This is a genomic window from Chryseobacterium sp. ISL-6, from assembly GCF_018613715.1.
GTDB classification, from domain to species: Bacteria; Bacteroidota; Bacteroidia; order Flavobacteriales; family Weeksellaceae; genus Chryseobacterium; species Chryseobacterium paludis.
Genome location: NZ_JAGGPT010000001.1, coordinates 292,728 through 317,874 on the forward strand (window position 1 = coordinate 292,728; position 25,147 = coordinate 317,874).

Below are 25,147 nucleotides of genomic sequence, written 5' to 3' on the forward strand. Positions count from 1 at the left end.
TTACAAGACTTAGTGCTCTATTTAATTGATCTGTCTCAGGATTTATTTAACTATAATGATATAGTCATATTTGATTTAAATAACTTTTAGGGAGTCTAAATTTGTACTTTTGTATGATATCAATACCATTGAGATGAAAGATAAAGGTCCGGGTAAAAATTTTGAATGTGACATAGAAATGAAATTACAATACTCTTATTATCAAAATCAAGATGTTATTTTTCTGGCTAAAGATCTTTTGGGAAAAATACTTTTTACCCAAATCAATGATGAGATAACGGCAGGTATCATTGTAGAAACTGAAGCGTATTTTGGAGTACTGGATAAAGCTTCCCATGCATATGGCGGACGACGCACCAACAGAACCGAAATCCTCTATCACGAAGGAGGTATTTCCTATGTTTATCTATGCTATGGTATTCATCATCTTTTTAATATTGTAACCTCTGTTAAGGATGAACCGCATGCTGTATTGATAAGAGCTGTTGAACCGTTGGTAGGAAAAGACATCATGGAACTGAGACGAAATATGCCTTTTACTAAAGCTGCTATTACATCAGGTCCTGGTTCTGCGGCTAAAGCTCTGGGAATTGATCGTTCCTTTAATAAAAAAGATCTATCCGGAGAGGAGATATGGATTGAAGATCACGGGATCCGATATACATCTGATCAAATTATAGAAGGACCACGTATTGGAGTTGCTTATGCTCAGGAAGATGCACTTCTGCCCTGGCGCTTTTTTGTTAAAGGCAATCCATATGTAAGTAAACCCAATAAGGGATAATCAGGAGAATTTAATGTGAAATTACCTGATAGAATTCACCGTAGGACCTAACAAGGTCATCAAGACTAAACCCTCTGTTCAAGCCGCTGGGATTAGGGAGTATCCAGACTTGTGCACCACAGAGGCATTCAGGTTGTTGTCCCCACATAATTTCCTTTTTTCCTGAGAAAGCTTTATAGGCTGCTTTACCCAGAAAAGCAATATATTTTGGTTGAAACTTGTTTATTTTTGTTTTAAAAGTTTCAAGGGATTGGTCGAATTCTTCTTTTGAAAGTTCATCTGCGCGGGAAGTTGCCCTTGCAACTGCGGTCGTCAGTCCATATCCAAAATCTATAATACTGGTATCATGTATAGCTTCGATCTCATAGGGTGTAAAACCAGATTTATGAAGAACTTTCCAGAAGCGATTGCTTCTTCCGGAAAAATGATGTCCATCGTCTGCGGATTTTAAACCGGGATTGATTCCACAAAAAATAACGGTGAGGTTGTTGGTGATAATATCTGTTAGCATTTTAGAAGTAGATAGTAAACTGTTTTATACAGATGATCTTCATTGTATTATAATGAGCAATTTAGAAATTTTAATTTATTTCCCATTCGTTTTGCATAAAATATCCTCTATAAGCTATATAGAGGATATGGATTATTTTCTTATCCAGAAAAATCTGTAGAAAATGAACTGTCTTTCCAACGATCTATTTCTGAATTGAGCTGTTCTATCTTACTTTTGGCTCTCATAAAAGAATCGCTTCCTAGAAATAAATTCACTGCAGGCAAAGTACTGTTGGTTAATTCTAAGAATACATCTGCTATCTTATCAGGATCTCCCAGTTGAGTTCCACTCATATTGTTCATTTTATGATGATACTCACGAAGGTAATTATAATCCTCTATCTGATTTTTATTGTAGGCTATTGAATCTTCATTGGCAAAATTTGTTCGGAACCAACCCGGTAGAACATTGGTAACATGTATTCCAAGAGGTTTAAGATCATTTGCTAATGCTTCAGAAAGACCACTAACTGCAAATTTTGCGGCACAATACATCGACCATCCTAATCCTGGAGCAAAACCGGCAATTGATGAAATATTAATAATATGTCCGGATTTTTGTTTTCTCAAATACGGTAAAGCCCGCTGAATGACCTTAACAACTGCAAAGAAATTAACTTCGAAATTATCTTTTATTTCATCTCCTGTAAGCTCTTCAAGTGCCCCACCGAGTCCATAGCCGGCATTATTTACAACAACATCTAATCGCCCAAACGTATCATAAGTTTTTTTTAATGACTCTGCTATAGAACTTTCATTTTTAAGATCAACCTCTAGTGGAAGAAATCTATCTCCATATTCTGAAAATTGCTCAAAAGCATTAACAGACCTTGAAGTTACCGCTACCCGATGTCCTTTTATTAATAGTTGCTTAGCTAATGAAAATCCCATTCCCTTAGATGCTCCCGTTATATACCAAACCTTTGTATTACTCATTGTTTTATTTTTATACAAAGGTAGATGTAGAAATAGGCTCTTATTTTGTTGTATAAAAACCATTTTTTGTCAGATTCAAACCTGGCGGAAAATTGATGGGCTGATATTGGTTTGTTTTTTAAAGAATTTATTAAAATGAGCCTGATCTTCGAATCCTAGAACGTAACTGATCTCTGCAATATTCCAATTCGTATGTTTTAAAAGAGCTTTTGCTTCTGCAGTAAGTTTTTCAAAAATATGCTCAGTCGTTGTAAGGCCTGTTGCATTTTTAACGGCCCTGTTGAGGGAATTGACATGAATGGAAAGTTGATCTGCTATAACCTTTGGAGATCTCAATTCAAAACGTTGTGTTTTCGATTCTATCGGAAACTGCCTTTCCAGTAATTCACTAAATACAGCTGTGATACGAGAACTTGCATCAGGATGATGGAAAACCTCCTCACTTGGATGCAGCTGCATGGCTAAATAGATCAGTTCACTGACGTAGCTTTTAATTAATTCATATTTATAAATATAATCTTTATCAATTGTTTTAATAATTTTTTCAAAAATTGACTGTATCTCTTTTGCTTCCCCAGGCTTAAGTTTAAATAACGGATGATCTATTATTGAAAATAAAGGGAGATCACTTAGATTGATGCGAAGGCTGGTATGGAAAAATTCCTGCTTAAATACGCAAAACCATCCTTTACTTCCTGGCTCAACAGGATCATAAGTATAAGGTGTTTTAGGATCGAAAAACAACAAGGTATCCCCTTCAATGGGAATACTTTTATCTCCGTAATGGAATATATTTTTACCTTTAAATAGCATGATCTTATAAAAATTCCGGCGTATATAGGCAGGTGATGATATACCGTTAATGCTATTTTCTTCAATACTGAAAATATTAAACTGATCATTGTCTTTTCTTAAACCCTCCGAAACATTCGTGAGTTTATGTCTGTAAAATTCTTCAAGCGATTCTATTGATTTTCCCATGACTCATCGTATTGGCAAATGAAAACTATCTCTACTAATATAGGCTATTCTTATTAAATTTAATGGACAATGTTAATTAGTTTGGAAGGTTTGATTTTATACTTATTATCAATTAAAAGACTGCGTTTTTAGGATTATAATTTAATAGTTTGTATGATCTATTATTTTAAATTGACGAAAAATATTATGATAAATGGCTTAATTTTAGATGACTGTTAACTAATTGCCGCTTTAGTAGGTAATAAATATTGTTCAAATCAAAATTATCTATTTATGGAAAAGTTTAAAAAAATAATTTTGAAGATCTTAAAATGGACTGGGATTTCAGTGGTGTCCATTCTATTCCTGATGTTCATTATTCCTATATTGTTTCCCGGGACAATATCTCAGCAGGTAAAATTATTTGCAAATAAACATCTCGCAGGGAAACTTGATTATAAAAGAACGCATCTGACATTTTTCAGACACTTTCCATCGCTTACCGTTTCTGTAGATCAGTTTTTATTACAAGGTTCCAAACCTTTTCAACAGGATACCCTACTCGCCGCAAAAGAAGTTGCAGTAGGAATCAATTTGAAGAACCTGATCTTTGATCGTGAAATTAAGATCGATGAGATTTATGTAACAGATGCGTACGCAAATGTTTTTGTCAATAGTAAAGGAGAGGCTAATTACAATGTTTATGTTTCTAAACCTTCCGGAAAGCCTAAAGATACTACAGAAGAAGGTGCTTCTATAAAATTGGATCTCATCAAATTCAGAAACTGGAATATAAAATATAATGATCATTCTGCAAGAGTCTTGGTAGATGCTAAAGGATTGAACTATACTGGTAAAGGAGGATTTAGCAAAGATATTTTTGACCTGAAAACTGACCTTGAAATTAATAAAGTTGATTTTGCCCTTAACAGAATATATTATGCTAAACAAAAGAGTCTGCGTGCTGATCTGATAACGAGGATCAATACGAATGCACTGACTTTTGTATTAAGGAAAAACGAATTAAAGATCAATGATCTCCCTTTAGAATTTACAGGTTCTCTAAGTATTTTAAAAGATGGATATAACCTTGATATTAATGCATCTTCTGAGAAAACAACGATCCGTGATATGATCTCTGTGTTGCCACCGCAATATCTGGATTGGGCAAAAGATACCAAGATAGAGGGGAACAGTGATTTGTTTTTTAGTCTGAAAGGAAGATTTAGCGAGCCTAAAAAATTAAAACCCAGACTAAAAGCACGCCTTCTGGTAAAAGATGGTTTTGTTTCTAATGGAAAAGCTCCGGTTCCTATGAATAACCTTAATATGGATCTCAATGTAGACCTGCCATCATTAGATACAGAACAGCTGAATTTAAATCTTAGAAATCTAAGTTTTGATCTCGGCAGGAATAACAATTTCCGGGCTGTTGTACGAACAAAAGGCCTAAATGAGATGCAGGTAAATGCAGATATAAAAGGTGCTGTCGATCTTCAGACACTGGATCAGGCACTGGGATTGAAAAACATCGATATGCGCGGGCTTATGGATACCAATATCAAATCCAACGGAATTTTCAGTCTTGATAAAAAATTATTTCCTAAAACCAACGGATATCTTCATCTGAAAAATGGATGGTTGAAAACAAACTACTACCCCAACCCTATTCAGAATATCAATCTTATTGCTAATATCAACAATACAGATGGTACTTTTAAAAGTCTGGGAGTAAAACTGAATCCTTTTAGTTTTGATTTTGAAGGAAATCCTGTTTTTGTAACTGCTGATCTGCAGGATTTTGAAGATCTGCTGTATAAAGTACAAGCAAAAGGAGTCTTAAATGTGGGTAGGATCTATAAAGTTTTTGCTAAAAAAGGGTTTGATGTAAGTGGGCTCATTATGGCTGATCTTTCTCTTAATGGAAGACAGAGTTATGCAACAAAAGGTCAGTACAGTAAATTAGATAACAGAGGAACTTTAATATTGAAAAATATAAAAGCGACTACAGAATATTTGCCGAAATCATTCTATATCAAAGAAGGGAACTTTCAGTTTGAAAATGAAAAAATGTGGTTCAGAAAATTTAATGCCACCTATGGTAAATCTGATTTTGCATTAAATGGCTACCTGTTGAATACAATTAATTATTTTATTGAAAGAAAAGGAACCCTACATGGAAAATTTGATCTGAATTCCAATTATATTTTAATTGATGAATTTATGGCTTTAAAAAATGGAGATAATACCGATAAATCTATTGAAGTAGAATATGCAAAAGTAGAAAATCCTAAAAGCAGTGGTGTTGTAATTATTCCAAAAAATCTCGATGTCTCTTTAGAAGCTCATGCGAAAAAGGTTGAATTTAAAGGTTTAGTCCTTAATCAGCTTCAGGGGCTGGCTTCTGTAAATACAGGACAGGTTTATCTTAAAAACACCTCATTTAACATCATAGGAAGCCGGATGAATATTGATGCCCGTTATCAGGATGAATCTCCATTAACGGCCAATTACGATGTAGCGCTTAAGGTTCAGGATTTTGATGTTCAGAGAGCATACAAAGAAATTGATATGGTTAGGGAGATGGCCACTGCTGCCAAAAATGTAAAAGGAATCGTATCAATTGATTATAAGCTGAAAGGCGATTTTGACAAAAATATGACCCCGATTTATCCTTCATTGGAAGGTGGAGGTATTGTAAATCTTCGCAATGTAGAGGTGAAAAACCTTAAAATGTTTTCAGTAATCGGCGATAAAGTTGGAGCTAATGCTTTTAATAATCCCGATATGAAAGGGGTGAATATTCAAACTGCTATTAAAAATAACCTGATCCATGTTGATAAGTTCACTTTTAAAGTCTCTGTTCTGAGACCTTCCGTTAGTGGGACTACCAGTTTCAATGGATTGCTGGATCTACGGGTAAGGGTCGGTCTTCCGCCTGGTGGATGGATCGGTTTTCCGGTTGTTGTAACAGGAACCCATGATCACCCAAAAATAAAAATATTCAGTAAAACAGGACAGGGAATTGTAGATGCTTTGTACAATACAAAATCCAACAAAGTGATTCGTCAGGAAAGACGTGCCGAGAAAAAATCCCGCGTAGAACAGCGTAAAGAAAAAGAAGCTCAGGAAAAGAAAGCTGAAAATGCAGAAAAACAAATTAAAAAAGATCTTAAAGAAAAATAAAAGAAGCGTCTGCAAATTTAATGCAGACGCTTCCTATAAATAAATTACTTTATTGATCTGTCTCCAATTCTATCCAGACTGGAGCGTGATCACTAGTCTTTTCCCAGCCCCGGACATGCTTATCAACGCCCCCGGATTTTAATCCTGACGCTAAGTAAGGACTCAGTAGAATATGATCTAATCTAATTCCAGCATCTCGATCATAAGCTTTATAGAGATAATCCCAAAATGTATAGATCTTTTCTTCAGGAAATAAAGTTCTTATAGAATCAAGCCAGCCTTTCTTTTGCAGCTCCTCATATGCTTTCCTTACTTCAATCCTAAACAGGGCATCGTTTTCCCAACGTTCAGGTTTATGGACATCAAATGGAGTTGGAATGATATTAAAATCACCAATAATAATCGCAGGAAGTTCCATTTTTATTAATTCATCTGTTCGTTTTTTCAAACGTTTGATCCATGATAACTTATAATCAAATTTGGGTCCCGGATATGGATTGCCATTAGGAAGATACAAACAGCAGATAACCATCTGATCAATAATTGCCTCAAGATAACGGCTCTGTATATCCTCAGGATCTCCGGGTAGAGATCTTTGAACTTCTGTAATCTCATAGCCTTTTGAAAGTATCGCTACTCCATTCCAGCTTTTCTGCCCATTCCAGATCGCTTCATATCCCGCGGCATTGATCTCATTGATTGGGAAACGTTCCTGGGGAGCTTTCAGCTCCTGGAGGCAGACAATATCCGGTTGGGCTTCCTTTAACCATTGAAGTAAAACAGGTAATCGTCCATTAACTCCATTGACGTTGTAAGTTGCTATTTTCATGATATTGTATATGTTATTGAGGTTTATTGAAGACAAAAATTATTCCATCAGCCTATTTTCCTGCTTTGCCAGCCAATCTGTTAATAATTTTATTTGTTGATCACTTAGCTTAGCATCATTATGAATAAATGTGTAGGAAGACATAGGTATTTTTTTAGTTTCAATCTGTTTTTTAATTGAAGTAATTAATCTTTTCTGCTTCCGACCGGAATAGGTAGTCCATTCATTAAAATTCAAATCCTCTTTTGCATCTTTGATGTGATTATCTACAAAACTTCTGGCTGGCTGTATATAATCATACCATTCATAGTTTGTATGATTACTGTGACAGTCGTAGCATGATATCTTCAGTATGGCCTTTACATCAGTTGGTATAGAAGTATGTGCTTCCATAAAATCGGTTTTATAAACCTGCCCCTTATCCATATTTGGGACAGGCTGATAAAGCTGTAGAGCAATAAAAATAAGCAGAACAATTGCTGCCAGTATCTTTACTCCTTTTTTCATTTTAATATTCCTTTTTTACGGAACCACAAGTAAGCATCTTATCACCGTAATAAGGATTTTTAATTGCTTTTGTCTCACTGATCCAGATGGCACCTTTACCATCATTATACATCGGACAATGGTCCTGATATAATTTTTGTGTGGTTCCAAATGCCGCTATAAGATCAGCTATATCATTGCTTAATGATGCCATATGTTCTCTCTGGTGATCAATCTTTCCGGCATTGTTTCCGATGTGTTCGGCATTTTCTTTGGCGTCTTCGGCGATATCCATATATTCTTTGTGTTTATCTGCGGGAATAGCCTTCATATTTACATTCCTCAAAGTTGTAAACAGTTGCTTTCCGGCTTTAGCTACAGCCTGATCATTATCAGCTACTAGTGCATTTTTTAGAATTAAATAGTCCCTAATGATCGGATCAATAGAAAAGTTTTTTATATCTTTTTCTACGACGGTTTTTCCCGCTTCTGTTTTGGTTAATTCAGTGGGTTTATTATTTTCCTTTAACTGTAATTCTACAGTTTCGGAAGTTTGATCAGGAGTTTTATTTGTTGATTTTTTACAAGATGATAACGCTAAAGCTATTATTGTCATTGCAATGATTGATAAGGATATATTTTTCATTATGTTGATATTTCTATGATTAAAATTGTTGAATGTCATTACTTCTATAGCATGACTTTTAAATTATTTTTTATCGAATTTTTTCAGTTTACCTTCATGAATTCGATTTCCTTTGTCTGGATTCCAATATGTTTTTTGAAATTGTATCAGCTCTTATTTGATATTCATTTCATTGTTTTAATAACAATAGAAATATCTCTATTGTTTCAATTATAAATTAAAACTGAAATGACTTCCAAAAGAACATAATTTGGGCTGTAAATATGGGGATTAAACTATTTTAGGGATTAGCCAAATAGATTGGAAACCTTTAGAAACTGTAGTTTCATGAGATGAGAATAAAATAGAATTAAAATCTTTTAACCTTAAAAAACTGAACTCCTGTTGATTTAATAAAGTTGGATTTGGATTTGAGGTGGGACATTTGCATAAAGGATTTTTACATTTCCCGGAACATTTTTTTGAACCATAAGAATTACAGTGATCTTTATGCGTAGATTTTGAAATGCTGATCTCACAACGTGATTTTTCTACTGAATGAGATTTCAGGCCACAGGCAAATATTTGCGTTGGCATAAAAAATAATCCCAATAGTATAAAAATTGATATAAACTTGTGCTGAAACATTCCAGGCAAAATTAATATTTTTTTTCATTTTGACTTCACTTAATGAAATATTTTCTTTGGATAATCAACGGCTATTATGACTTCCATTACAAGCTGATCATATATAAATAAAAAATGGCTTAAGAGTTTGTACTCATTAAGCCATTACGATCCCGTAATGGGAAAACTAAATTATATATTGTTTTACTGTTTTGTTCCCTGGAAAAGATATATTTTATCCGTTTCAGAAGTTTTTTGAGTGCTTACCATGAGAGCCTTCGTTGAAATAAGGTAGTCGATACTTCCCTCATTATTATTACCCACAACCCCTACTCCTTGAGTATTTACTGCAGTTAATGTCTTGGTGGTTACAAATGAATAAGATTCATTGGTTTTGGCCTGAACCTTAACATGGGAATCGTCGACTTTTGAAACCATGACAATGGCATTAAAATAATCCTGGCCGCCTGAATTCAGTGTTCCTTTAAATGTACCAAGCACTACATCTATACTATGATCTGTCATAGGGTTAGAATCTTCTCCATCGTCATTTTTACAGCTGATAAAAAATACTCCTACAAAAAGGATTAGAAAAAATCTGTACACCCAATTTTGGATTCTCATTGCTCTCATAAGTCTGCTTTTTATTATTAATTATTATATACTCTTTAATTATTGATTCAAATTTGGGTAAATCTTAAAACGTTAGGAAAAAACATCTACAAACAAAGAAATCACGTCTACAAAAGAATTTTATGTATAATTAAAAAGCCTGCACCAGAATGCAGGCAAAAAATCACAGTTGAAAATAATATATATGAAGAAAGACTATGATATTTTAAAGGCTTACTTTAATTTCGGTCCCAGAATACTTTTGTTGTCAGTTTATCACCACCGATCGCAGCAGCGGCTTTAGAATAGTTGGTTCCATTGGTTGTTGCTTCCAGCCCCGGATACTGTAATCTTACAGGTACTTTTCCACCAGCATTATTAATGGCTGTTGGTGGTGCCTGTAAAGCTGGATAGTCCAATCGGCGGTAAAAATTCCAGGATACTACCGGATGATTATACATGGCAACCCAAGCCTGTTCACCAATCGATTTTTTCCAGTTTGCTGCATTGTAAGGATTGTCAGTAAGGTAGTCCAGGGCATTCTGCGTTGTAAAGCCCCACTCCAGAAAGGAAGCCTGAACAGCATTTTTATAAAGTACTTCGGGGTTTCCACCAATTCCAAATCTGGCAGCGGCTTCAGCAAGGTAGAAAGAAACTTCAGTATAAGTAAGGAGATTTCCAGGGGTTTCTTGTTTATATGCGAAAATTCCGGGAGCAGAAAAGCTGGAGAACTCTCCGGGTAGACCAATGACCTGACCTATATAAATACCGTCTACGTCCTGAAAATATTTGGATACCCTTGCGTCTGAAGTCGCATTAAGAAAATCGACGAATGGTTTTCCACCAAAAAAATCATCCCGGTTATTATTAAGAACATTCTCAAATATAGGACTAAAGTTAGGCGATTCAGCCAGATACCTGAATATGCAGCTCTGAGATTCACTGATCATGACTCCTCCTGAAATAGCTTTATTAATGGTAGATTGAGCAAGGGAGGGATTTACATCGGAAATAGAAATCCCCAGCTTCAGCAGAAGAGAATTTCCAAATCTTTTCCATTTTCCAATATCTCCGCCATATAAGATATCTCCCTGTCCGAATGTTCCCTGTCCTTCCTCGAGATTGTTTATATCGACCTTCAAACGATTGATAAGGCTTTCATAGATCTCCGTATCATTATCATAAACAGGAAGTGGATATTGATTGTTATTAAGTGCCTGGCTGTAGGGAATATCTCCGAAAGTATCTGCTAAGGTTTGAAATGTATAAACTGAGAGCATATCAATAATTGCTAATTGGTTTCTTTTTTTAGCTGGCCAGGTATTCAGTTCTGAAGGGACCGGTTGATACTGCTCGATCAGTTCTTTTGCTTTATTAAGGTTATTGAGAACATTTACATAATTATCTCCCCAAACATTATTGGAGACATTTCTTGCTGTAAAATTGTAATTACTTTCATTCACATAGGTTGTTTCCTGCCAATATTGCATGGTTAACCTAAAATTATTTTCATTAACATTCGGTGTAGTCATATAATCACTTAATTCCTTTTCCGCATAAGTAATCAGCGTTTCGGGTATCGTATTATAGGTAGCATGAGGATCCATATTTACATCATCCGATGTACAGCTTACCAATAGTAATACTAAAGAACTTATTATAATTGTATTTTTCATTGTCATAGTTTTTAAAAATTAACTTTCAGATTGAATGCAAAATTCTTTGTAGATGGCATCACTCCGGATTGATATCCCTGAATATTACCTGACGAAAGCCCTGCTTCAGGATCTGCATAAGGAAGATTTTTATGAATGATCCAAAGATTGCTCCCTACTAAGCCCAGACTAAGGCTCTGAATTCCGGTATTGCCTAAAAATTTCTTGTCAAAAGTGTAAGAAATTGATACCTGGCGAAGTTTTATAAAACTGGCATCATAAACAAATGCCGCCGCCGGTGGATCTGTTTCCAGAAACTGACTGGAAATAGAACGATCAAGACGAATTGTATTAGGAATATAATGTCCGGGATTATTGGGATCTTCCATTACTCCGGGTAAAACTACACCTCCACCATTAGCAAGGGTATTTCTGATAGGATTTCCCAAATCATTCAGCCCTACAGAGTCAGGATGTAGTCCTGTTCCATAAGCATAATACTGATCCAGGGAAAATATATTGCCTCCCTTCTTCCAATCGATCTGAAAACTTAAATTGAAGTTTTTATAGGTGAAAGAATTGTTTAATCCTGCAAAAAAATCAGGTTGGAAACTTCCAAAATTGTGATTGGTATCGTCGGTATGTAGATATGCTCCATTTCTTCCGATGATCCTGTTTCCATTGGGATCATAAACGTAATCAGATCCCCAGATGCTTCCATAATCTTCATTAAGAGGTGCATTAATGGATATACCGCCCTGTAAAGCTCCGATGGTAATATTTTCAATACCTTCCCGAAGTGCAGTAACTTTAGTTATGGGATTAGACCAGTTCAACGACATATCCCAGGCAAAATCACTGAATTTTAAAGGAGTTATATTTAAAGATACCTCGAGTCCTTTTGTAGTGAGCTCTCCTGTATTCTGAATTTTACTTCCCGATCCGTTGGATAAAGAAATCGGAAGTGGTAGAATCTGATCAAATGCAATATTTCTGAACCATGCAACATCAAAGCCTATCCTGTTTTTGAAAAACTGCATATTGGTTCCAACCTCCAGGTTTTTTAATTTTTGAGGAAGAAGGTCAGCATTTCTTAAAGTAGTATTATAAGAATAAACGGGGCTGTTTCCAAAAGAAGATTGTACGATAAACCTGTTTCTCAACTGATCAGCATTCGTATCCGAACCTACTTCTGCATAGGCTGCTCTTACCTTTCCAAAGGTCAGCCATTTTTGTTTCAGCCAATTAGAAAATACCACACTTGCCGAAAGGGATGGATAATAATAAGCTTCTTTTCCTTTTGGTAATGAACTGGACTGATCCCTCCTGAAAGTTCCCTCAAGATAATAGGTGTTTTTATATCCCAAAGAAGCCTGAACAAAAGCTCCATAAATATATTTTGAAGTATCGGTGATCACTGGTTTTGCTGCCGTAGCCGCCGAATTGGAAATCGTATAAAGATCACGAATGTAAAGTCCACCTGTGGTGGTCTGGGCATTGGAATAATTGGACTGAACATTGATGTTTCCACCTATTAGTGCCTGAATATTGAAATCCTCACTAATGTTCTTTTTGTAGGTAGCGATAAGGTCATAATTGGTTTCTGTAAAACGAAGATTGGTAACTGCATATCCTGATGGCTGCTCGATGGTATTAAAGCTAAAAAATGCAGGAACAGAACCTACAGCCCTTCTTTCTTCAATCATCATATTATATCCATCTATACCTACCCTGCCCAGTATATTGATGTTTTTAGAAAGATCATAATTAAGACTGAAATTCCCTGCAAAACGGTCTCTTTTATCGTTCTGATAGTTTTTATATCGCGTGAAATATGGATTGTCCCAGTAAGCAGGAGACAAATTAGTTGGAGATTTTATATTCCAGGTGTAATTTTTATCAAATGTTTCATACAAATATTTCAGGTATTGAATGTCAATATTTGTAGGCCACCATTGACGAAAGTTGCCCATAAGATTATCCGTGTAGCCCGTTGCATTCCTTCCTTTTGTACTTTGTGTAATATAATTGGCGAAGATAGTAGCCGTAAGATTATCCATCAGTTTGTAGGATGCATTACCACTAAAATTATTTTTCATTAAAGAGGAATTGGGAAGAATATCTGTAGCATTGGTATTGGAATAACTTAATCTGAATGTTGTCCGGTCATCTCCACCACTGAAAGCAATATTATTCGTTTGATTGATTGCTTTATCAAAGAATGTTATCGGTCCATTTTTAGCCATTACCCAAGGTGTCGTTTTACCAAAATTACGGGAATCAGGTATGAATGCATCATATTGCCAGACCATAAGATTGGGATCATAGGGTGCTCCATAAGAAGCATCATAATAAAAAGGTGCAATTGGTTTATTTTGATACATTCCAAAAACGTTTCCTAAATATCCTTGTCCATATTGTGTCTGATATTCAGGGAAAGTAGATTTATCAACCGTAGAAACAGAAAAACTTCCACTGTATTCAAGACCTATACCTTTCGAGTTTTTTTTCCCTTTTTTTGTGGTAATAATAATAGCTCCATTCTGAGCTCTTGATCCATATAAAGCTGTTGCTGCAGCACCTTTCAGTACATTTACAGTTTCTATATCATTGGGATTGATATCGGATACAGGACTTCCGTAATCATATCCCCCACCACCATTCTGCTGAAATGTAGAATTGATATTCCTGTTGATAATGGGAACTCCATCAACTACAAAAAGTGCCTGATTATCACCCAGAATAGATTTATATCCTCGTGATACTGCATTTACGGAGCCTCCAAAATTGGTGGATTGTTTGATCTCAAGACCTGCTACTTTTCCAGAAAGGTTATTGAGGAAATTGGTGGTTGGATTCTTACTGATATCATCGCCTTTTACCTCTTGTGTCGAATATCCAAGGGACCTTTTTTCTCTTTTTATTCCTAAGGCAGTAACCACTACACCTTCTATATCCTGGGTTTTAATGGTGTCCTGCTTTTCCTGACTTAAAAGCAAATCGTGACCCATAAAAAAGGCAACACCCGCACTTAGAAGCTTTAATCGATATTTCATAATTATTGATTTTTTAACTATTGTTAATCAAAATTCAATAATTGTTAAGACGATGTCAAAAAAACAATATCAACAACGGTATGAGGTCTACTAAAAATAAAAACACCCGATATTCAGGTGTTTTATAGGTGTTTTATAAGTGTTTAATGGGTTTAAAATTCTATGGAAGGTTTGTACGTTCTGCCAATAGGAAGTTTCTTGCCGTTAATCTGCATCATGTTCGCCGACTTTACTTCTACTTTAGATTTAGAAACAATGTAAGACTTGTGAATACGGACGAACATTTTCGGATTTAAACTTTCTTCTATTTTGCTGATCGGCATTTTGAAGGTAAAAGTCTCTGCCTTTGTATGAATATTAATATATTCTCTTAAGCTTTCAATATAAAAGATATCTAATAAAGTTATTTTTATCTGCCTTTTCCCACTGTTGATGAAAATGAAATCACGATCTGCAATTTCTAGTAATGCCTCTTCGGCTTCCATTAAATGTTTAAATTTTCCAATCGCTGTAAGAAACCGGCTATAAGGAATAGGTTTCATCAGGTAATCTGTAACATCGAGTTCATATCCTTCTACAGCATACTGATGATAAGCTGTGGTAACAATAACAAACGGTGGATTTTTTAATTTTTTCAGAAAATCAAATCCTTTTATCACCGGAAGATTAAGATCCAAAAACATAAGATCTACATCGTGGATGCTTAAAAGGCTGCTGGCATAAACGGCATCAGAGCATTTTCCTACAAGATTCAGTTCTTTATCCTGGGAAACAAAGTTTTCAAGAATTTCTGCTGCAATCGGTTCGTCTTCTACAATAATGCAGTTGTATTTTTTAGATGCTGAGTGTGTCATTGAAATCAATCATTAGTTTTACAATATAACGGTCACTTTTGTCCTCAACTTGAAGGGTGTGTTTTGGATAGAGTAATTCAAGCTGCCTGTGAATATTTTTCAATCCTATTTTGGTTGAATTTTCACCTGATCTTTCTTCTTTGGAATTTTCAATAGAATAATAAAGAATTCTGTTTTTCAGCTGAATGTCAATATGGATGAATGAATTTCCGAGACTTTCCGAAACACCATGTTTAAAGGCATTTTCAACAAACTGGATCAATATCAGTGGTGAGATTTCCTGAGAAGGATTATCAATAGCTTCACTAAAATCCACAGAAAGGTGACGGTGTCGGATTTTCTGGATTTGTATAAAGTCTTTTATATTTTCAATATCCTTTTCAATAGAGATGTTCTTTTCAGCGGCCTCATAAATATTGTAACGCATTACTTTTGAAAGCTGTAGAATTACATCCGGCGTTTCATCAGCTTTTTTAAGTGCCATTCCATAGATATTATTGAGTGTATTAAAAAGAAAATGTGGATTGATCTGTGCTTTAAGCATGGTTAGTTCCTGATCAAGCTTCTCTGCTTTAAGCATAGATATCTGATCTTTAAGAAGATTTTTCTGCCGTGTAATTTCAATACCAAATACCAGACCTACCATAAAAATAAGATCCATAAATGAATTAAAGGCGACGAGACCATTGATGAAGCAAGAAGGCTGTTTACCATCCAGAGTTTCTGTGACCCCATAGATATAAGGATAAATAACATAGTGTGTAAAAAAGCGGTGGGCTAATACCGCAATGATTACGATAATGATTGACAGGAAGTATTTGGAAAATTTATTGATATCAACCTTTTCATAAACATAAAGTAAAGAATAGGCAAGAGGAATTTTAACCAGAAAATAGATCAGTTCAAGGATCATTGTATTTTGAAGCCTTATCTGCCATTTGAAATCAGGGAATTGATATCTGGACCAATAAAAATCAAGATACGCTTCCAGAATATAATAGAATATCCAAAAGAGTAAATGAATATATAGTTTTGATTTTGTGGTAGACTTCAATTTTATACGATTTAAAACTACAAAGTAATATCTTTCAATCAAATATAAAAATAGAAAGGCTACGAAATTAACCCATTTGTATACCAACTACCTGTTTTTTTTGTTTTGGAAAGAAACTTCAGGAAATATAAGGTTTAAAAAACAGAAAATAAGCAGGAAATTAAATTCCACCCCATTCCTTCCACCACCTACTACAAACCACCCATTCTGCCAGTGGACATAAATAATCCCAAGAATAAAAATTGAAATATTGGCGACTGCCACAGTTTTTAAATATTTATCTATCCAAAGCAACGGAACCGATAAAAGATGAGTAAGCTTAACTGACCAGGCGAGGTAAAGCCCCAATGGACTGAATCCTATCGTATTAAGAAAGTGGAGACCGAAATTATTGACGTCTCCACTAACAATAGAAAACACACTATGCATCAGTAAAATAACGGATAATGCAAAACGGAGGTAGAAGTTCTTTTTCATGACCCCAAAAATATTGAATCGGAAAAATAATTGTTTTACATTATATAGCAACAACATTGAAATGTATACCAATGATGTTTTATACTTTATAGCTATATTTCTTTAGCCATAAACTTATCTTAACTAATAATATTAAAATAGGAACTTCAATTAATGGTCCAATCACCCCAACAAATGCCTGTGGAGAATGAATCCCAAATACAGCTATTGAAACCGCTATTGCCAGTTCAAAATTATTTCCTGTAGCGGTAAATGCGACGGATACATTTTTGTCATAAGGAATATTCAATAGTTTATTGATAAAAAAGCTCATCATGAACATCAGTACAAAATAGATGATCAGGGGAACAGCTATTTTTATCACATCCATAGGGAGTTCTACTATTTTATCTCCTTTAAGGGTGAACATAAGTACGATGGTAAATAATAAGGCATATAATGTAAATGGAGATATTTTAGCTATGAATTTTCTCTGATACCATTCTTTTCCTTTTAATCTTGTAAGGAAATAACGGCTTAGAAGACCGACAATAAAAGGAATCCCTAAATAAATTAGAACACTTTCTGTTACTTCCCGGATAGACACACTGACATTAAAATTGGCAAGACCTAATTTTTCAGGAAGTATGTTGATGAACAGCCAGATCATAAAACTGTAGCTAAATACCTGAAATATACTGTTTAATGCGACTAATAATGCTGCATATTCACGATTTCCTTTTGCCAGATCATTCCAGACCAGGACCATTGCGATACATCTCGCCAGACCAATAAGGATCAAGCCTATCATGTAATCAGGTTCATTTCTCAAAAATAAAACAGCCAGTATAAACATTAAAACAGGACCAATGATCCAATTCAGTAATAACGAAATGCTTATTACTTTTTTATCCCGAAATACCATTGGCAGCAATGAGTAATCAACTTTTGCCAATGGTGGATACATCATTATAATCAAACCGATCGCCAAAGGAATGTTCGTTGTTCTGATGGATAATGAACTGATCATATTTGAAGTGGCAGGAAATAAATAGCCTAAAACGATTCCTAAAAACATCGCAAGAAATATCCACAAAGTAAGAAACCTGTCAAGAAATTTTAGTTTTGGTTGCATGGTATAGTTTTAATCCATTTGTATTACCTGTGAAAAGACATGAAACATCTCAACTCCTATTTCTAAACTTCTTTCATGATAAATTCTCGTCTGTTCAGGTGTATTATCGGAGACTTTAGGATCTTCAAATGTAATGGGAATACGTTGGTCGGCACCAGCAATAAAAGGGCATCCACCGTCAGCCTGTGAGCATGTCATAATCGCTGCAAAGCCATAAACAGGATTGAAAAGGCTGTCGTGTCTTTTGGAAAAGCCAATAATAGGATGTGATTCTTCATTATATTTAATTGAATAAACAGAATTTGCACTATTTGATAGCTTCAATATTTGAAGTCCCTGTTCTTCCAGAGTTTCTACAACTTTAGGAAATATCGACGTTTCTTCAGTCCCTCCGGAATAACAGGCTACTTTTGGAATATGGAAATAATCACTGGCTATCTGTGCCCAAACTTGGGATAGATGGCTTCTTCTGGAATTATGAGTGCATATAAAATTAAGATTTATTGCTTTTTTATCTCCTAGTTTTCTTTGGATAAATGCTGTTAGTGGTTTTAATATTTCTTTTCTTTCCGCTGGGATTTCAATATTTTGTACTAATTCTATAGTTTGTAAAAGCCGTGGATACATCGTTTATTTATTTTTAATTAGAGATTATTTTAGCAGCATCCTGATTCCGGTTTACAAGTACTGGAGTTAGAAGAGAGACCGGATAAATTAAGCTTTTGCTTTTCGGTGGGAATACCACAGGCCTCCTGAGCCAGACACGCTGTTGTTTTATTTTTAAGGATAAAATTTTTTCCATTAAAATCTAAATCATATTTTCCAATGGTAACATCTTGATACTCTACCTCTATTTCATGATCTTCAATATCTAATTTTTCCTCAGATAATTTGATAATGTTTATAAGTTTAGTAGGCTTTAAGCGATGTTTAAAGTCGTTGGCATTCCATAGTTGGAAGCTGATGGTTTTTTCGCTTCGAATGATTCCACCACAATCAATAAAATGTTTTGTTATTGTTCCTATCTCTGTAACATGAAAGTGTTCAGGAACAAAATTTCCATTTTCCAGTTGAAACTCAACGTTATTTAATGTTGGTAAGATTTTTTTGATTTCAGATAATTTCATTGTTCTTTTTGTTTTATTTGTTTATTGCAATATTGCGATATATTATTTCAAAAAAATGCATTAGCAGCATTTTTGGGTCGTAACCCTGGAGATTATTTTTGAAAAGTATTCATTCAGGATTTCAAAAGTCTTTTCATCAATGCAGTAGCAAATTGCTGTTCCCTCGATATTCCCTTTAATTAAACCAGCATTTTTTAACTCCTTTAGATGCTGCGAAACCGTAGCCTGAGCCAATGGAAGTTCATTTACAATATCTCCGCAAATACAGGTATCTACTTTTAGCAGATATTCAATAATCGCTACTCTGGCAGGATGCCCTAATGCCTTAGCGATAATTGCTATTTTATTTTGCTCATCTGTAAAATGGTCTGTTTTCGTTGCTCCCATGATTTTAACTTTATATTGCAATATTACGATAAATAGAAATACAAAAAAATATTTTTTTAAAATTTTGTCAGAAATGCTTTGTTTTACAATTTATCTATAAAATCAGTGAGCTTCAAAAATTGAAGCCCACTGTATATTTTACTCGAAAAACTGTAAAAAAGAAAAGCCGGGATCGCGCATTTCTATTTCATTCGTAGCTGATTCAAGTTGAGCATCTGCAGCATAAATCATCATTCTTTCTTCATAATCTTTAATGGCTTCTTCAACAGTTTCAAATTTTCCTTCGGTAAGGTTTTCAGATAAAGTTAAGGCATCTACCAATCCAATATTTACACCTTGACCAGCAAACGGCGGCATCAGGTGTGCTGCATCTCCGATAAGCGTTATTGGAAGAGGGCGATCATTTTTCCAGGGTTTATCCAATGGCAATTTTCTTGTTGGTAATCCCACAAAAAATGAAGTTGCATGAAATACCTGTTGGAAGGGCCCACTCCAATCTGACAGTCTGTTTGAAAGGAACTCGATAACGGAGTCTTTATTCTCGAAGTCTAATGGGTGACCATAGTTCCATTCTTCAGGTTTCTGAATAATTAAACCATAGGTCAATGCACCATTATTATAAGGATTAGCAACGAATAAACTTCCATTATCTGCCGTCATTAATCTGCTGCCATCACAAAGCTGATAAGCTTCAGGACAATTGAGTTCAGGTGTAGGTACATCCCCCTGGATAATAAAGCTTCCGGTTTCTTCGATTTTAGCATCAGTTACATAGCTTCTTACTTTCGACATTCCTCCATTAGCTACGATAACAAAATCTGCAGTAGCATCGGGTTGATTTTCGAATTGTAATAGCCATTTTCCGTTTTGCACATCAAGATTTGTCAATTTTCTGTTCCAAACTACGGTATTAGCTGTTAGGCTGTTAAGTAATATTTTTCTTAAATGGTTTCTGTTTATTTCCGGATTATCATGCTGATTTTCAGGTGTAGGTTTTCGGGTGTGTAACACATTACCTTGCTTATCAGCAAAGATGATTCCCATAGGAATTGCTTCAGAATAATAATTTTCCAAGAGTCCGGCTTTTTTCAAAGCTTCCTGTCCGGAAGTTTTATGAAGATCGAGAGTACCACCCCAAATTCTTGTTTGTGCATCATAATCTCTTTCGTAAACGGTTACATCTACACCTTTTTGTTGTAGTAACTTAGCCATTGTTAAACCAACTGGTCCACCACCGATGATCGCTACTTTTTTGTCTTTTAATAAATATTGCATGTCTTTTAATTTGTATGTTAATTTCAATACAAATTTCAGAAATGCTCTTGGCTCAGGCTTGTATAAATGCGACAAAATCATCACTTACCATCTGTCTTCTTTTTTTTGCTTTTCTGGCAAATGCAGCAGGTGTGATACCACTGTAGCGTTTGAATTCTCTACTTAAATGAGACTGATCAGTATATCCAAGATCAATGGCTAAACCTGCAATATTAGTTTCGGGATGAAGCCATAAATGATTTCGTGCCTGTTCAAACCGCATTAAACCGGATACATCTTTAACGGTATGGCCTGAAGATTCTTTGAATTTTCTTTCCAATGTCCGAACGGTAGCATGAGCAGCCTGAGCAACCTGGCTTACTGGTAAAGTGCCTTTAGCTTCAGTCATAGCTATTCCAGCTTTAAACAGCATACTATCTTTAGCAATTGCCTTATGCGCATTAAGGAAATATTCTTTGACGTGTTCTATTGCTTCATCTACTCTGCCATTTTGAATTAATGTATTTAATGTGGAATGAAGCTGTGCGATAGGATGTTCAAATGTATGGACTTCAACCTTACCTGATGGCAGTCCCAATAAATCAAAAACAGTCCATGGAAAACATCTGATGGCAATGATTTCTAGACGGTTTTTCATTTGAAATATAACAGGCTGATTCAGAAGTCCTATCATAAATGGGGATGGTAATGGTTGTAATGTTCCATTATAAGAAATACTGCATTCACCTCCAAAATGGAAAATAATCTCTGCATAACCGTCTGGGACTACCTCAAAATCTGATTGTGCTTCTTCAGAGTCTCTCCTGTTATACCAAAAGCATTTTATGGTATCCTGTAATTCCTCAGGAGCCTTAAATTCTTGATGATACATTTCGGGAGGTAGCATAATAGATGGGTGTTATTAATAAAAATCTGTTTAATAAAACGAATACCAATTTATAAATAAAACGACTACTATCAAAACACAATAAGAGAAATGAAGGAAGATTTTACTAATTTAACCGATTAAAATTATTGAAGAATGAATGAAAATAATCAGTACACAGCCTATGCCGTATCAAAGGATGGAACGCGTACGAAAATTGATGCAGAATCCATTATTATACAGCTTGACGAGGAGGAAATTGAAATATCACTGGTTATTCCACATCCGATTTTTCAGGGGAAGCTTACTTTGACGACTGGTTCTGCCGTTCAGGGGAGAAATCAGGAAAGAGGAGCTGGTGTACGTTTTGTTATTGAGCCCGGAGCTTCAAATGTAGTTCATATTACACCAAAGAAAAATAGTTGAAAACTTTAATAAAAAAATCTCCATACAGTTTCATTTTAAATAATTTAATTGAATGAAACTGTATGGAAATTAAAGAAAAAATTTATTTGTTATTGATCCAATCTAGGCTTGTTCGCAGATTACTTGGGAAATTTTTATTTTTTCCTCTTCTTCTCTTTCCTCTTCTTCGATCTCCGATTTTTTTGGGAAAGTGATAAAACTAAGTGCTAATGTAGTACCAAGCAATGCAATACTGATCTACACAATTTGATGAATCCCATATTTAGCAATGATAAATCCACCTACAAAAGCTCCCAGAGAGATGCCGATATTGTAACAAGATGTTAAAAGGCTATTGACAAATTCGAGCGCGCTATGAGGTACTGCCTGAGTAGTTCTGATATTTGGAACTAAAAAGCCTCCGGTATGAATCATTCCCCAGAGAGAAATAATAAGAACCATCGGTGTGAAAATTCCGCCAAAGTAATAGGCCAATATCTGAACTGAAATTAAAGAGATGAAAAATAATCTGACCGTTAATAACAGATTTCTGTTTAGAGCAAGACCCATCAACCAATTGCCGACAATTCCCATTCCGCCAAACAAAAGCAGCATGATACTGATCTCTGCCCCATCCATATGTGAAATTTTTTCAAGGTAAGCAGCCAGATAAGTATAACTTGAAAACATGGCTGCAAGAGTGAGAACGGTAGAGGTAAGATTAAGCCAAAGTTGAGGGTTTTTCAGTACATATAACTGATTATGTGATGTTTTATCCTTATTGGCAGGCATTGATGGGACAAAGAATAATAATCCCAAAAAGGCAATCAGGCTTATAAAACTTCCCACATAAAAAGAAGCTTGCCAATTGTTGAACAAATCTGCAGCATAAGTTGTGAGCGGAACACCTAAAACGGTAGCGAGACTAAGACCTGCCATAACTATAGAAACGGCTTTAGCACCACCCTGTTTAAAAGCTATTGCCATTGAGATATTCCAGAATAATGGATGTAGGAAAGCTGGTAGAACACGGGCCACCATCAACATCGTAAAATTGGTGGAAATAGAGGAAAGAAGATTGGATAATACAAATACTCCAAGTACCATACACAGTAAAAGTTTCCGATTTATCTTAGTCGTAAACGCGGTTATGAAAGGTGAGGAAACGGCTACTGTAAGAGCAAAAGCACTCAATAACCAACCTGCAGTATCGATAGATACATCAAATTCCCTACTGATATTGGGAAGAATACCAATCACCCCAAATTCTGTGGTGATAATACCAAAGGCTCCCAGGGCCAAAATATAAATCGATCGTTTCATGATGAGTCTTAAAATTATTTAGCAAAATTGAACAGATTTTTTTTAATATATCAGTATATTTTAATGATAAATGAGTAATTTTACGGGATGAATAAAGAAAATATAGACCGACTGGTTGATGTAGAATATTGTAAAACGGAAAAATGCCCCGTAAGGAACCTGCAGTTTTCTTTTTTTCAGATGGTGTATGTTATTTCAGGATCAGGATTTTTAGAAATAAATGATAATAAGGTTACTTATAATAAGGGAAGCCTGATCATGCTTACCCCTAACGATCAGCACTACTTTGATATTTCTGAAATATCAGAATTTTTATTTGTCAAATTTAGTGAAAACTATGTAAGAGAGTATAATTGGAAAAGTATCAATTGTATCGAATGTTTATTATACCATGCCTCTCATTTGTCGGGTTGTGTTTTAAAAAATAAGCCGGATGAATTTCTGGTAAAATCAATTGTTGATTCTCTTTTGCATAATATGAAACACCACGATCTTTATCAGGAAGATCTCACTCTGCATTATGTGAATGCATTAATTGTGATTGCAGCGAGAAATATATCAAAGATGAGACCCGTGAATGCTACAGTAAATTCGGATAAGAGAATGTTATCGATCATCGGTCATATTCAGACTCATATCTACGAACCACAGCAGTTAAAGGCTTCTGTTATCAGTAAGAAATTTGGTTTATCAGAAACTTATTTAGGGAGTTATTTTAAAAATCAATGTGGAGAAACCATTCAGAATTATATCTATAACTACAAAATGAGACTAATTGAGCACAGACTTATGTTCAGTGATATGCGGATCAATGAGATCGTTAATGAGTTTGGTTTTGCCGATGAAAGTCATTTAAATAAATTCTTTAAAAAGCGTCATAAAATAAGCTTAACTGAATTTAGAAAATCCAAACAGACAGTTAAAGAAATGGTTTAATTACAGAGGTTATAAAAGATTGTAATTCATTAAATTATAATTCAGTATCTTTAGACCAGTAATATTTAATTAAATCAAATATTGCTTATAATAACACCAAAACACTGAACACATGCCAAGTATTAATATTAAAAATTTTCAATCTAAAAGTGATCTGATAGTATATGAAACTGATGTTGAAAGCTCAGCAGATCTACTGGTTTATAAAACGAATTCTAAGTTGAAAGCTTTGGAAAATGAAGCTTTCTGGTACTTTGAAAATTTTGAGAACAGTTCTGATCGCTCGATTTGTTTTTCAAACTCTAAAGCAGCTTCTGATTTATCAATCCATTACGTGAGCAATGATGCAAGTGCCCGCTGGCAAAGTGAGCACCCACTGAAAGGTAAATTAAAAAACTGATCAATTTACAGATTAATAGAAATTACATTTTATAAAAGAAAACCACTGCATTGCAGTGGTTTTCTTTATTAACAAAAAGATCTTTTTATAATGCTGTTATCCTGAGACCTGCATTTCTTAAACCAGTTTAAGAAAATATAGTTTTTTTATTTCCAGTTTTGCTTTAATAATAATCAAGGAAAATTAAAGTACAAAATGAAAAAATCAGCAATTATCTCTGTTGCCTTTTGCCTTACTTTTGTCATGACTGCAAAGGCACAACATTCCGGGAATTCAACTGAAGCAGCAATACCCCCACGCGTTATCTTTAAACAATTTATCGAAACCTCAGGCCTTAAAGAACAGGAAGTAAAAATGGTTATTGTTAATTTTGCTCCGGGTGAAGTTTCTGCACCACACCGGCATCCTATACCTACTTTTGGCTATGTTCTGGAGGGTGAGTTGGAATCAACCTTCGATGGTAAGGTTTATCATTATAAAACGGGTGATGCTTTCTATGAAAAGCCGGAAGGATTGCATTCGGGAACAAGGAATATGAGCAAAAATAAGCCAGCTAAACTCCTTGCTTTTTTTGTTGGTGACAAAGGGAAACCATTTTTAATCCCTGAAAAAAAATAATATC

Annotated in this window: 25 protein-coding genes; 6 read left to right on the forward strand and 19 right to left on the reverse strand. The window is 34.9% G+C overall.

The window, feature by feature from the left end; translation table 11 throughout:
* Positions 1 to 133 precede the first annotated feature (133 nt).
* Entirely contained in the window at positions 134 to 784 is a 651-nt protein-coding gene (locus J7E44_RS01360) for a DNA-3-methyladenine glycosylase (protein ID WP_251040441.1), read from the forward strand.
* Positions 785 to 794: 10 nt separating this feature from the next.
* Here J7E44_RS01360 and mug read toward each other — a convergent pair whose 3' ends face one another.
* The 3 genes from mug to J7E44_RS01375 all read right to left on the reverse strand — a co-directional run bounded on the left by mug (position 795) and on the right by J7E44_RS01375 (position 3,253).
* Positions 795 to 1,295, reverse strand: coding sequence for a G/U mismatch-specific DNA glycosylase (mug, locus tag J7E44_RS01365; RefSeq protein ID WP_214824746.1), 501 nt, complete (start codon positions 1,293 to 1,295; stop codon positions 795 to 797).
* Positions 1,296 to 1,435: 140 nt separating this feature from the next.
* Positions 1,436 to 2,272: an SDR family NAD(P)-dependent oxidoreductase gene (locus J7E44_RS01370; protein ID WP_214824749.1), complete on the reverse strand. Its 837-nt coding sequence runs from the start codon at positions 2,270 to 2,272 to the stop codon at positions 1,436 to 1,438.
* A 75-nt stretch (positions 2,273 to 2,347) separates the two neighbouring features.
* The gene (locus tag J7E44_RS01375) at positions 2,348 to 3,253 is read right to left on the reverse strand and encodes a helix-turn-helix domain-containing protein (protein WP_251040442.1); all 906 of its coding nucleotides are present in this window, start codon (positions 3,251 to 3,253) and stop codon (positions 2,348 to 2,350) included.
* 273 nt (positions 3,254 to 3,526) lie between these two features.
* Between J7E44_RS01375 and J7E44_RS01380 the strand changes: the two genes are divergently transcribed.
* Positions 3,527 to 6,418, forward strand: a complete 2,892-nt coding sequence (locus J7E44_RS01380) for an AsmA-like C-terminal region-containing protein (RefSeq protein ID WP_214824752.1) — start codon at positions 3,527 to 3,529, stop codon at positions 6,416 to 6,418.
* Positions 6,419 to 6,467: 49 nt separating this feature from the next.
* Here the strand turns inward: J7E44_RS01380 and xth are convergent, their stop codons facing one another.
* The 15 genes from xth to J7E44_RS01455 form a co-directional block, all read right to left on the reverse strand.
* Positions 6,468 to 7,247 carry an exodeoxyribonuclease III gene (gene xth, locus J7E44_RS01385; protein ID WP_214824755.1) on the reverse strand — a complete coding sequence of 260 codons (780 nt, stop codon included), beginning with the start codon at positions 7,245 to 7,247 and terminating at the stop codon, positions 6,468 to 6,470.
* A gap of 39 nt (positions 7,248 to 7,286) precedes the next feature.
* Positions 7,287 to 7,754, reverse strand: a complete 468-nt coding sequence (locus tag J7E44_RS01390) for a heme-binding domain-containing protein (RefSeq protein ID WP_214824757.1) — start codon at positions 7,752 to 7,754, stop codon at positions 7,287 to 7,289.
* A gap of 1 nt (position 7,755) precedes the next feature.
* Positions 7,756 to 8,379, reverse strand: coding sequence for a DUF3347 domain-containing protein (locus tag J7E44_RS01395; protein WP_214824759.1), 624 nt, complete (start codon positions 8,377 to 8,379; stop codon positions 7,756 to 7,758).
* A gap of 810 nt (positions 8,380 to 9,189) precedes the next feature.
* On the reverse strand, positions 9,190 to 9,618 hold the full coding sequence (locus tag J7E44_RS01400; RefSeq protein ID WP_214824761.1) for a hypothetical protein: 429 nt from the start codon (positions 9,616 to 9,618) through the stop codon (positions 9,190 to 9,192).
* 218 nt (positions 9,619 to 9,836) lie between these two features.
* The gene (locus J7E44_RS01405; RefSeq protein WP_214824763.1) at positions 9,837 to 11,273 is read right to left on the reverse strand and encodes a SusD/RagB family nutrient-binding outer membrane lipoprotein; all 1,437 of its coding nucleotides are present in this window, start codon (positions 11,271 to 11,273) and stop codon (positions 9,837 to 9,839) included.
* A gap of 11 nt (positions 11,274 to 11,284) precedes the next feature.
* Complete coding sequence (locus J7E44_RS01410; RefSeq protein ID WP_214824765.1) at positions 11,285 to 14,308, reverse strand: SusC/RagA family TonB-linked outer membrane protein; 3,024 nt, start codon at positions 14,306 to 14,308, stop codon at positions 11,285 to 11,287.
* Between the two features lie 152 nt (positions 14,309 to 14,460).
* A complete protein-coding gene (locus tag J7E44_RS01415; protein WP_214824767.1) occupies positions 14,461 to 15,162 on the reverse strand; it encodes a LytR/AlgR family response regulator transcription factor in 702 nt (233 codons plus the stop codon).
* A complete protein-coding gene (locus J7E44_RS01420) occupies positions 15,143 to 16,216 on the reverse strand; it encodes a sensor histidine kinase (RefSeq protein WP_214824771.1) in 1,074 nt (357 codons plus the stop codon). The genes J7E44_RS01415 and J7E44_RS01420 overlap by 20 nt, the downstream gene beginning before the upstream one ends.
* An 87-nt stretch (positions 16,217 to 16,303) precedes the next feature.
* Positions 16,304 to 16,693: a DoxX family protein gene (locus tag J7E44_RS01425; RefSeq protein WP_214824774.1), complete on the reverse strand. Its 390-nt coding sequence runs from the start codon at positions 16,691 to 16,693 to the stop codon at positions 16,304 to 16,306.
* A gap of 79 nt (positions 16,694 to 16,772) precedes the next feature.
* Positions 16,773 to 17,807: an ACR3 family arsenite efflux transporter gene (gene arsB, locus J7E44_RS01430; RefSeq protein ID WP_214824778.1), complete on the reverse strand. Its 1,035-nt coding sequence runs from the start codon at positions 17,805 to 17,807 to the stop codon at positions 16,773 to 16,775.
* Positions 17,808 to 17,816: 9 nt separating this feature from the next.
* A complete protein-coding gene (locus tag J7E44_RS01435; RefSeq protein ID WP_214824781.1) occupies positions 17,817 to 18,434 on the reverse strand; it encodes a low molecular weight phosphatase family protein in 618 nt (205 codons plus the stop codon).
* A gap of 29 nt (positions 18,435 to 18,463) precedes the next feature.
* Positions 18,464 to 18,934 carry a DUF6428 family protein gene (locus J7E44_RS01440; protein WP_214824784.1) on the reverse strand — a complete coding sequence of 157 codons (471 nt, stop codon included), beginning with the start codon at positions 18,932 to 18,934 and terminating at the stop codon, positions 18,464 to 18,466.
* Positions 18,935 to 18,994: 60 nt separating this feature from the next.
* Positions 18,995 to 19,321: an ArsR/SmtB family transcription factor gene (locus J7E44_RS01445; protein WP_214824787.1), complete on the reverse strand. Its 327-nt coding sequence runs from the start codon at positions 19,319 to 19,321 to the stop codon at positions 18,995 to 18,997.
* A 138-nt stretch (positions 19,322 to 19,459) separates the two neighbouring features.
* On the reverse strand, positions 19,460 to 20,596 hold the full coding sequence (locus tag J7E44_RS01450) for an FAD-dependent oxidoreductase (RefSeq protein WP_502757487.1): 1,137 nt from the start codon (positions 20,594 to 20,596) through the stop codon (positions 19,460 to 19,462).
* 52 nt (positions 20,597 to 20,648) lie between these two features.
* Positions 20,649 to 21,482 carry a helix-turn-helix domain-containing protein gene (locus tag J7E44_RS01455; RefSeq protein ID WP_214824793.1) on the reverse strand — a complete coding sequence of 278 codons (834 nt, stop codon included), beginning with the start codon at positions 21,480 to 21,482 and terminating at the stop codon, positions 20,649 to 20,651.
* Positions 21,483 to 21,617: 135 nt separating this feature from the next.
* Between J7E44_RS01455 and J7E44_RS01460 the strand changes: the two genes are divergently transcribed.
* The gene (locus J7E44_RS01460) at positions 21,618 to 21,887 is read left to right on the forward strand and encodes a hypothetical protein (RefSeq protein ID WP_214824796.1); all 270 of its coding nucleotides are present in this window, start codon (positions 21,618 to 21,620) and stop codon (positions 21,885 to 21,887) included.
* A 237-nt stretch (positions 21,888 to 22,124) separates the two neighbouring features.
* Here the strand turns inward: J7E44_RS01460 and J7E44_RS01465 are convergent, their stop codons facing one another.
* Positions 22,125 to 23,189: an MFS transporter gene (locus J7E44_RS01465; protein ID WP_214824799.1), complete on the reverse strand. Its 1,065-nt coding sequence runs from the start codon at positions 23,187 to 23,189 to the stop codon at positions 22,125 to 22,127.
* An 87-nt stretch (positions 23,190 to 23,276) separates the two neighbouring features.
* Between J7E44_RS01465 and J7E44_RS01470 the strand changes: the two genes are divergently transcribed.
* The 3 genes from J7E44_RS01470 (at position 23,277) to J7E44_RS01480 (ending at position 25,143) form a co-directional block, all read left to right on the forward strand.
* Positions 23,277 to 24,125, forward strand: coding sequence for a helix-turn-helix domain-containing protein (locus J7E44_RS01470; protein WP_214824803.1), 849 nt, complete (start codon positions 23,277 to 23,279; stop codon positions 24,123 to 24,125).
* 112 nt (positions 24,126 to 24,237) lie between these two features.
* Positions 24,238 to 24,525 carry a 7(1) septoil knot domain-containing protein gene (locus tag J7E44_RS01475; RefSeq protein ID WP_214824805.1) on the forward strand — a complete coding sequence of 96 codons (288 nt, stop codon included), beginning with the start codon at positions 24,238 to 24,240 and terminating at the stop codon, positions 24,523 to 24,525.
* Between the two features lie 195 nt (positions 24,526 to 24,720).
* On the forward strand, positions 24,721 to 25,143 hold the full coding sequence (locus J7E44_RS01480; protein WP_214824807.1) for a cupin domain-containing protein: 423 nt from the start codon (positions 24,721 to 24,723) through the stop codon (positions 25,141 to 25,143).
* The last annotated feature ends 4 nt before the right edge of the window (positions 25,144 to 25,147 follow it).

Bases quoted from the DNA above. Each gene is read 5' to 3' on its own strand.
- xth (WP_214824755.1), bottom strand. From the start codon at position 7,247: ATGAAAATAGCAACTTACAACGTCAATGGAGTTAATGGACGATTACCT.
- J7E44_RS01465 (WP_214824799.1), bottom strand. From the start codon at position 23,189: ATGAAACGATCGATTTATATTTTGGCCCTGGGAGCCTTTGGTATTATC.
- J7E44_RS01400 (WP_214824761.1), bottom strand. From the start codon at position 9,618: ATGAGAGCAATGAGAATCCAAAATTGGGTGTACAGATTTTTTCTAATC.
- J7E44_RS01425 (WP_214824774.1), bottom strand. From the start codon at position 16,693: ATGAAAAAGAACTTCTACCTCCGTTTTGCATTATCCGTTATTTTACTG.
- J7E44_RS01390 (WP_214824757.1), bottom strand. From the start codon at position 7,754: ATGAAAAAAGGAGTAAAGATACTGGCAGCAATTGTTCTGCTTATTTTT.
- arsB (WP_214824778.1), bottom strand. From the start codon at position 17,807: ATGCAACCAAAACTAAAATTTCTTGACAGGTTTCTTACTTTGTGGATA.
- J7E44_RS01435 (WP_214824781.1), bottom strand. From the start codon at position 18,434: ATGTATCCACGGCTTTTACAAACTATAGAATTAGTACAAAATATTGAA.
- J7E44_RS01475 (WP_214824805.1), top strand. From the start codon at position 24,238: ATGCCAAGTATTAATATTAAAAATTTTCAATCTAAAAGTGATCTGATA.
- J7E44_RS01370 (WP_214824749.1), bottom strand. From the start codon at position 2,272: ATGAGTAATACAAAGGTTTGGTATATAACGGGAGCATCTAAGGGAATG.
- J7E44_RS01470 (WP_214824803.1), top strand. From the start codon at position 23,277: ATGAATAAAGAAAATATAGACCGACTGGTTGATGTAGAATATTGTAAA.
- J7E44_RS01405 (WP_214824763.1), bottom strand. From the start codon at position 11,273: ATGAAAAATACAATTATAATAAGTTCTTTAGTATTACTATTGGTAAGC.
- J7E44_RS01460 (WP_214824796.1), top strand. From the start codon at position 21,618: ATGAATGAAAATAATCAGTACACAGCCTATGCCGTATCAAAGGATGGA.
- J7E44_RS01440 (WP_214824784.1), bottom strand. From the start codon at position 18,934: ATGAAATTATCTGAAATCAAAAAAATCTTACCAACATTAAATAACGTT.
- J7E44_RS01395 (WP_214824759.1), bottom strand. From the start codon at position 8,379: ATGAAAAATATATCCTTATCAATCATTGCAATGACAATAATAGCTTTA.
- J7E44_RS01480 (WP_214824807.1), top strand. From the start codon at position 24,721: ATGAAAAAATCAGCAATTATCTCTGTTGCCTTTTGCCTTACTTTTGTC.
- J7E44_RS01455 (WP_214824793.1), bottom strand. From the start codon at position 21,482: ATGCTACCTCCCGAAATGTATCATCAAGAATTTAAGGCTCCTGAGGAA.
- J7E44_RS01410 (WP_214824765.1), bottom strand. From the start codon at position 14,308: ATGAAATATCGATTAAAGCTTCTAAGTGCGGGTGTTGCCTTTTTTATG.
- J7E44_RS01360 (WP_251040441.1), top strand. From the start codon at position 134: ATGAAAGATAAAGGTCCGGGTAAAAATTTTGAATGTGACATAGAAATG.
- mug (WP_214824746.1), bottom strand. From the start codon at position 1,295: ATGCTAACAGATATTATCACCAACAACCTCACCGTTATTTTTTGTGGA.
- J7E44_RS01375 (WP_251040442.1), bottom strand. From the start codon at position 3,253: ATGGGAAAATCAATAGAATCGCTTGAAGAATTTTACAGACATAAACTC.
- J7E44_RS01380 (WP_214824752.1), top strand. From the start codon at position 3,527: ATGGAAAAGTTTAAAAAAATAATTTTGAAGATCTTAAAATGGACTGGG.
- J7E44_RS01415 (WP_214824767.1), bottom strand. From the start codon at position 15,162: ATGACACACTCAGCATCTAAAAAATACAACTGCATTATTGTAGAAGAC.
- J7E44_RS01445 (WP_214824787.1), bottom strand. From the start codon at position 19,321: ATGGGAGCAACGAAAACAGACCATTTTACAGATGAGCAAAATAAAATA.
- J7E44_RS01450 (WP_502757487.1), bottom strand. From the start codon at position 20,596: ATGCAATATTTATTAAAAGACAAAAAAGTAGCGATCATCGGTGGTGGA.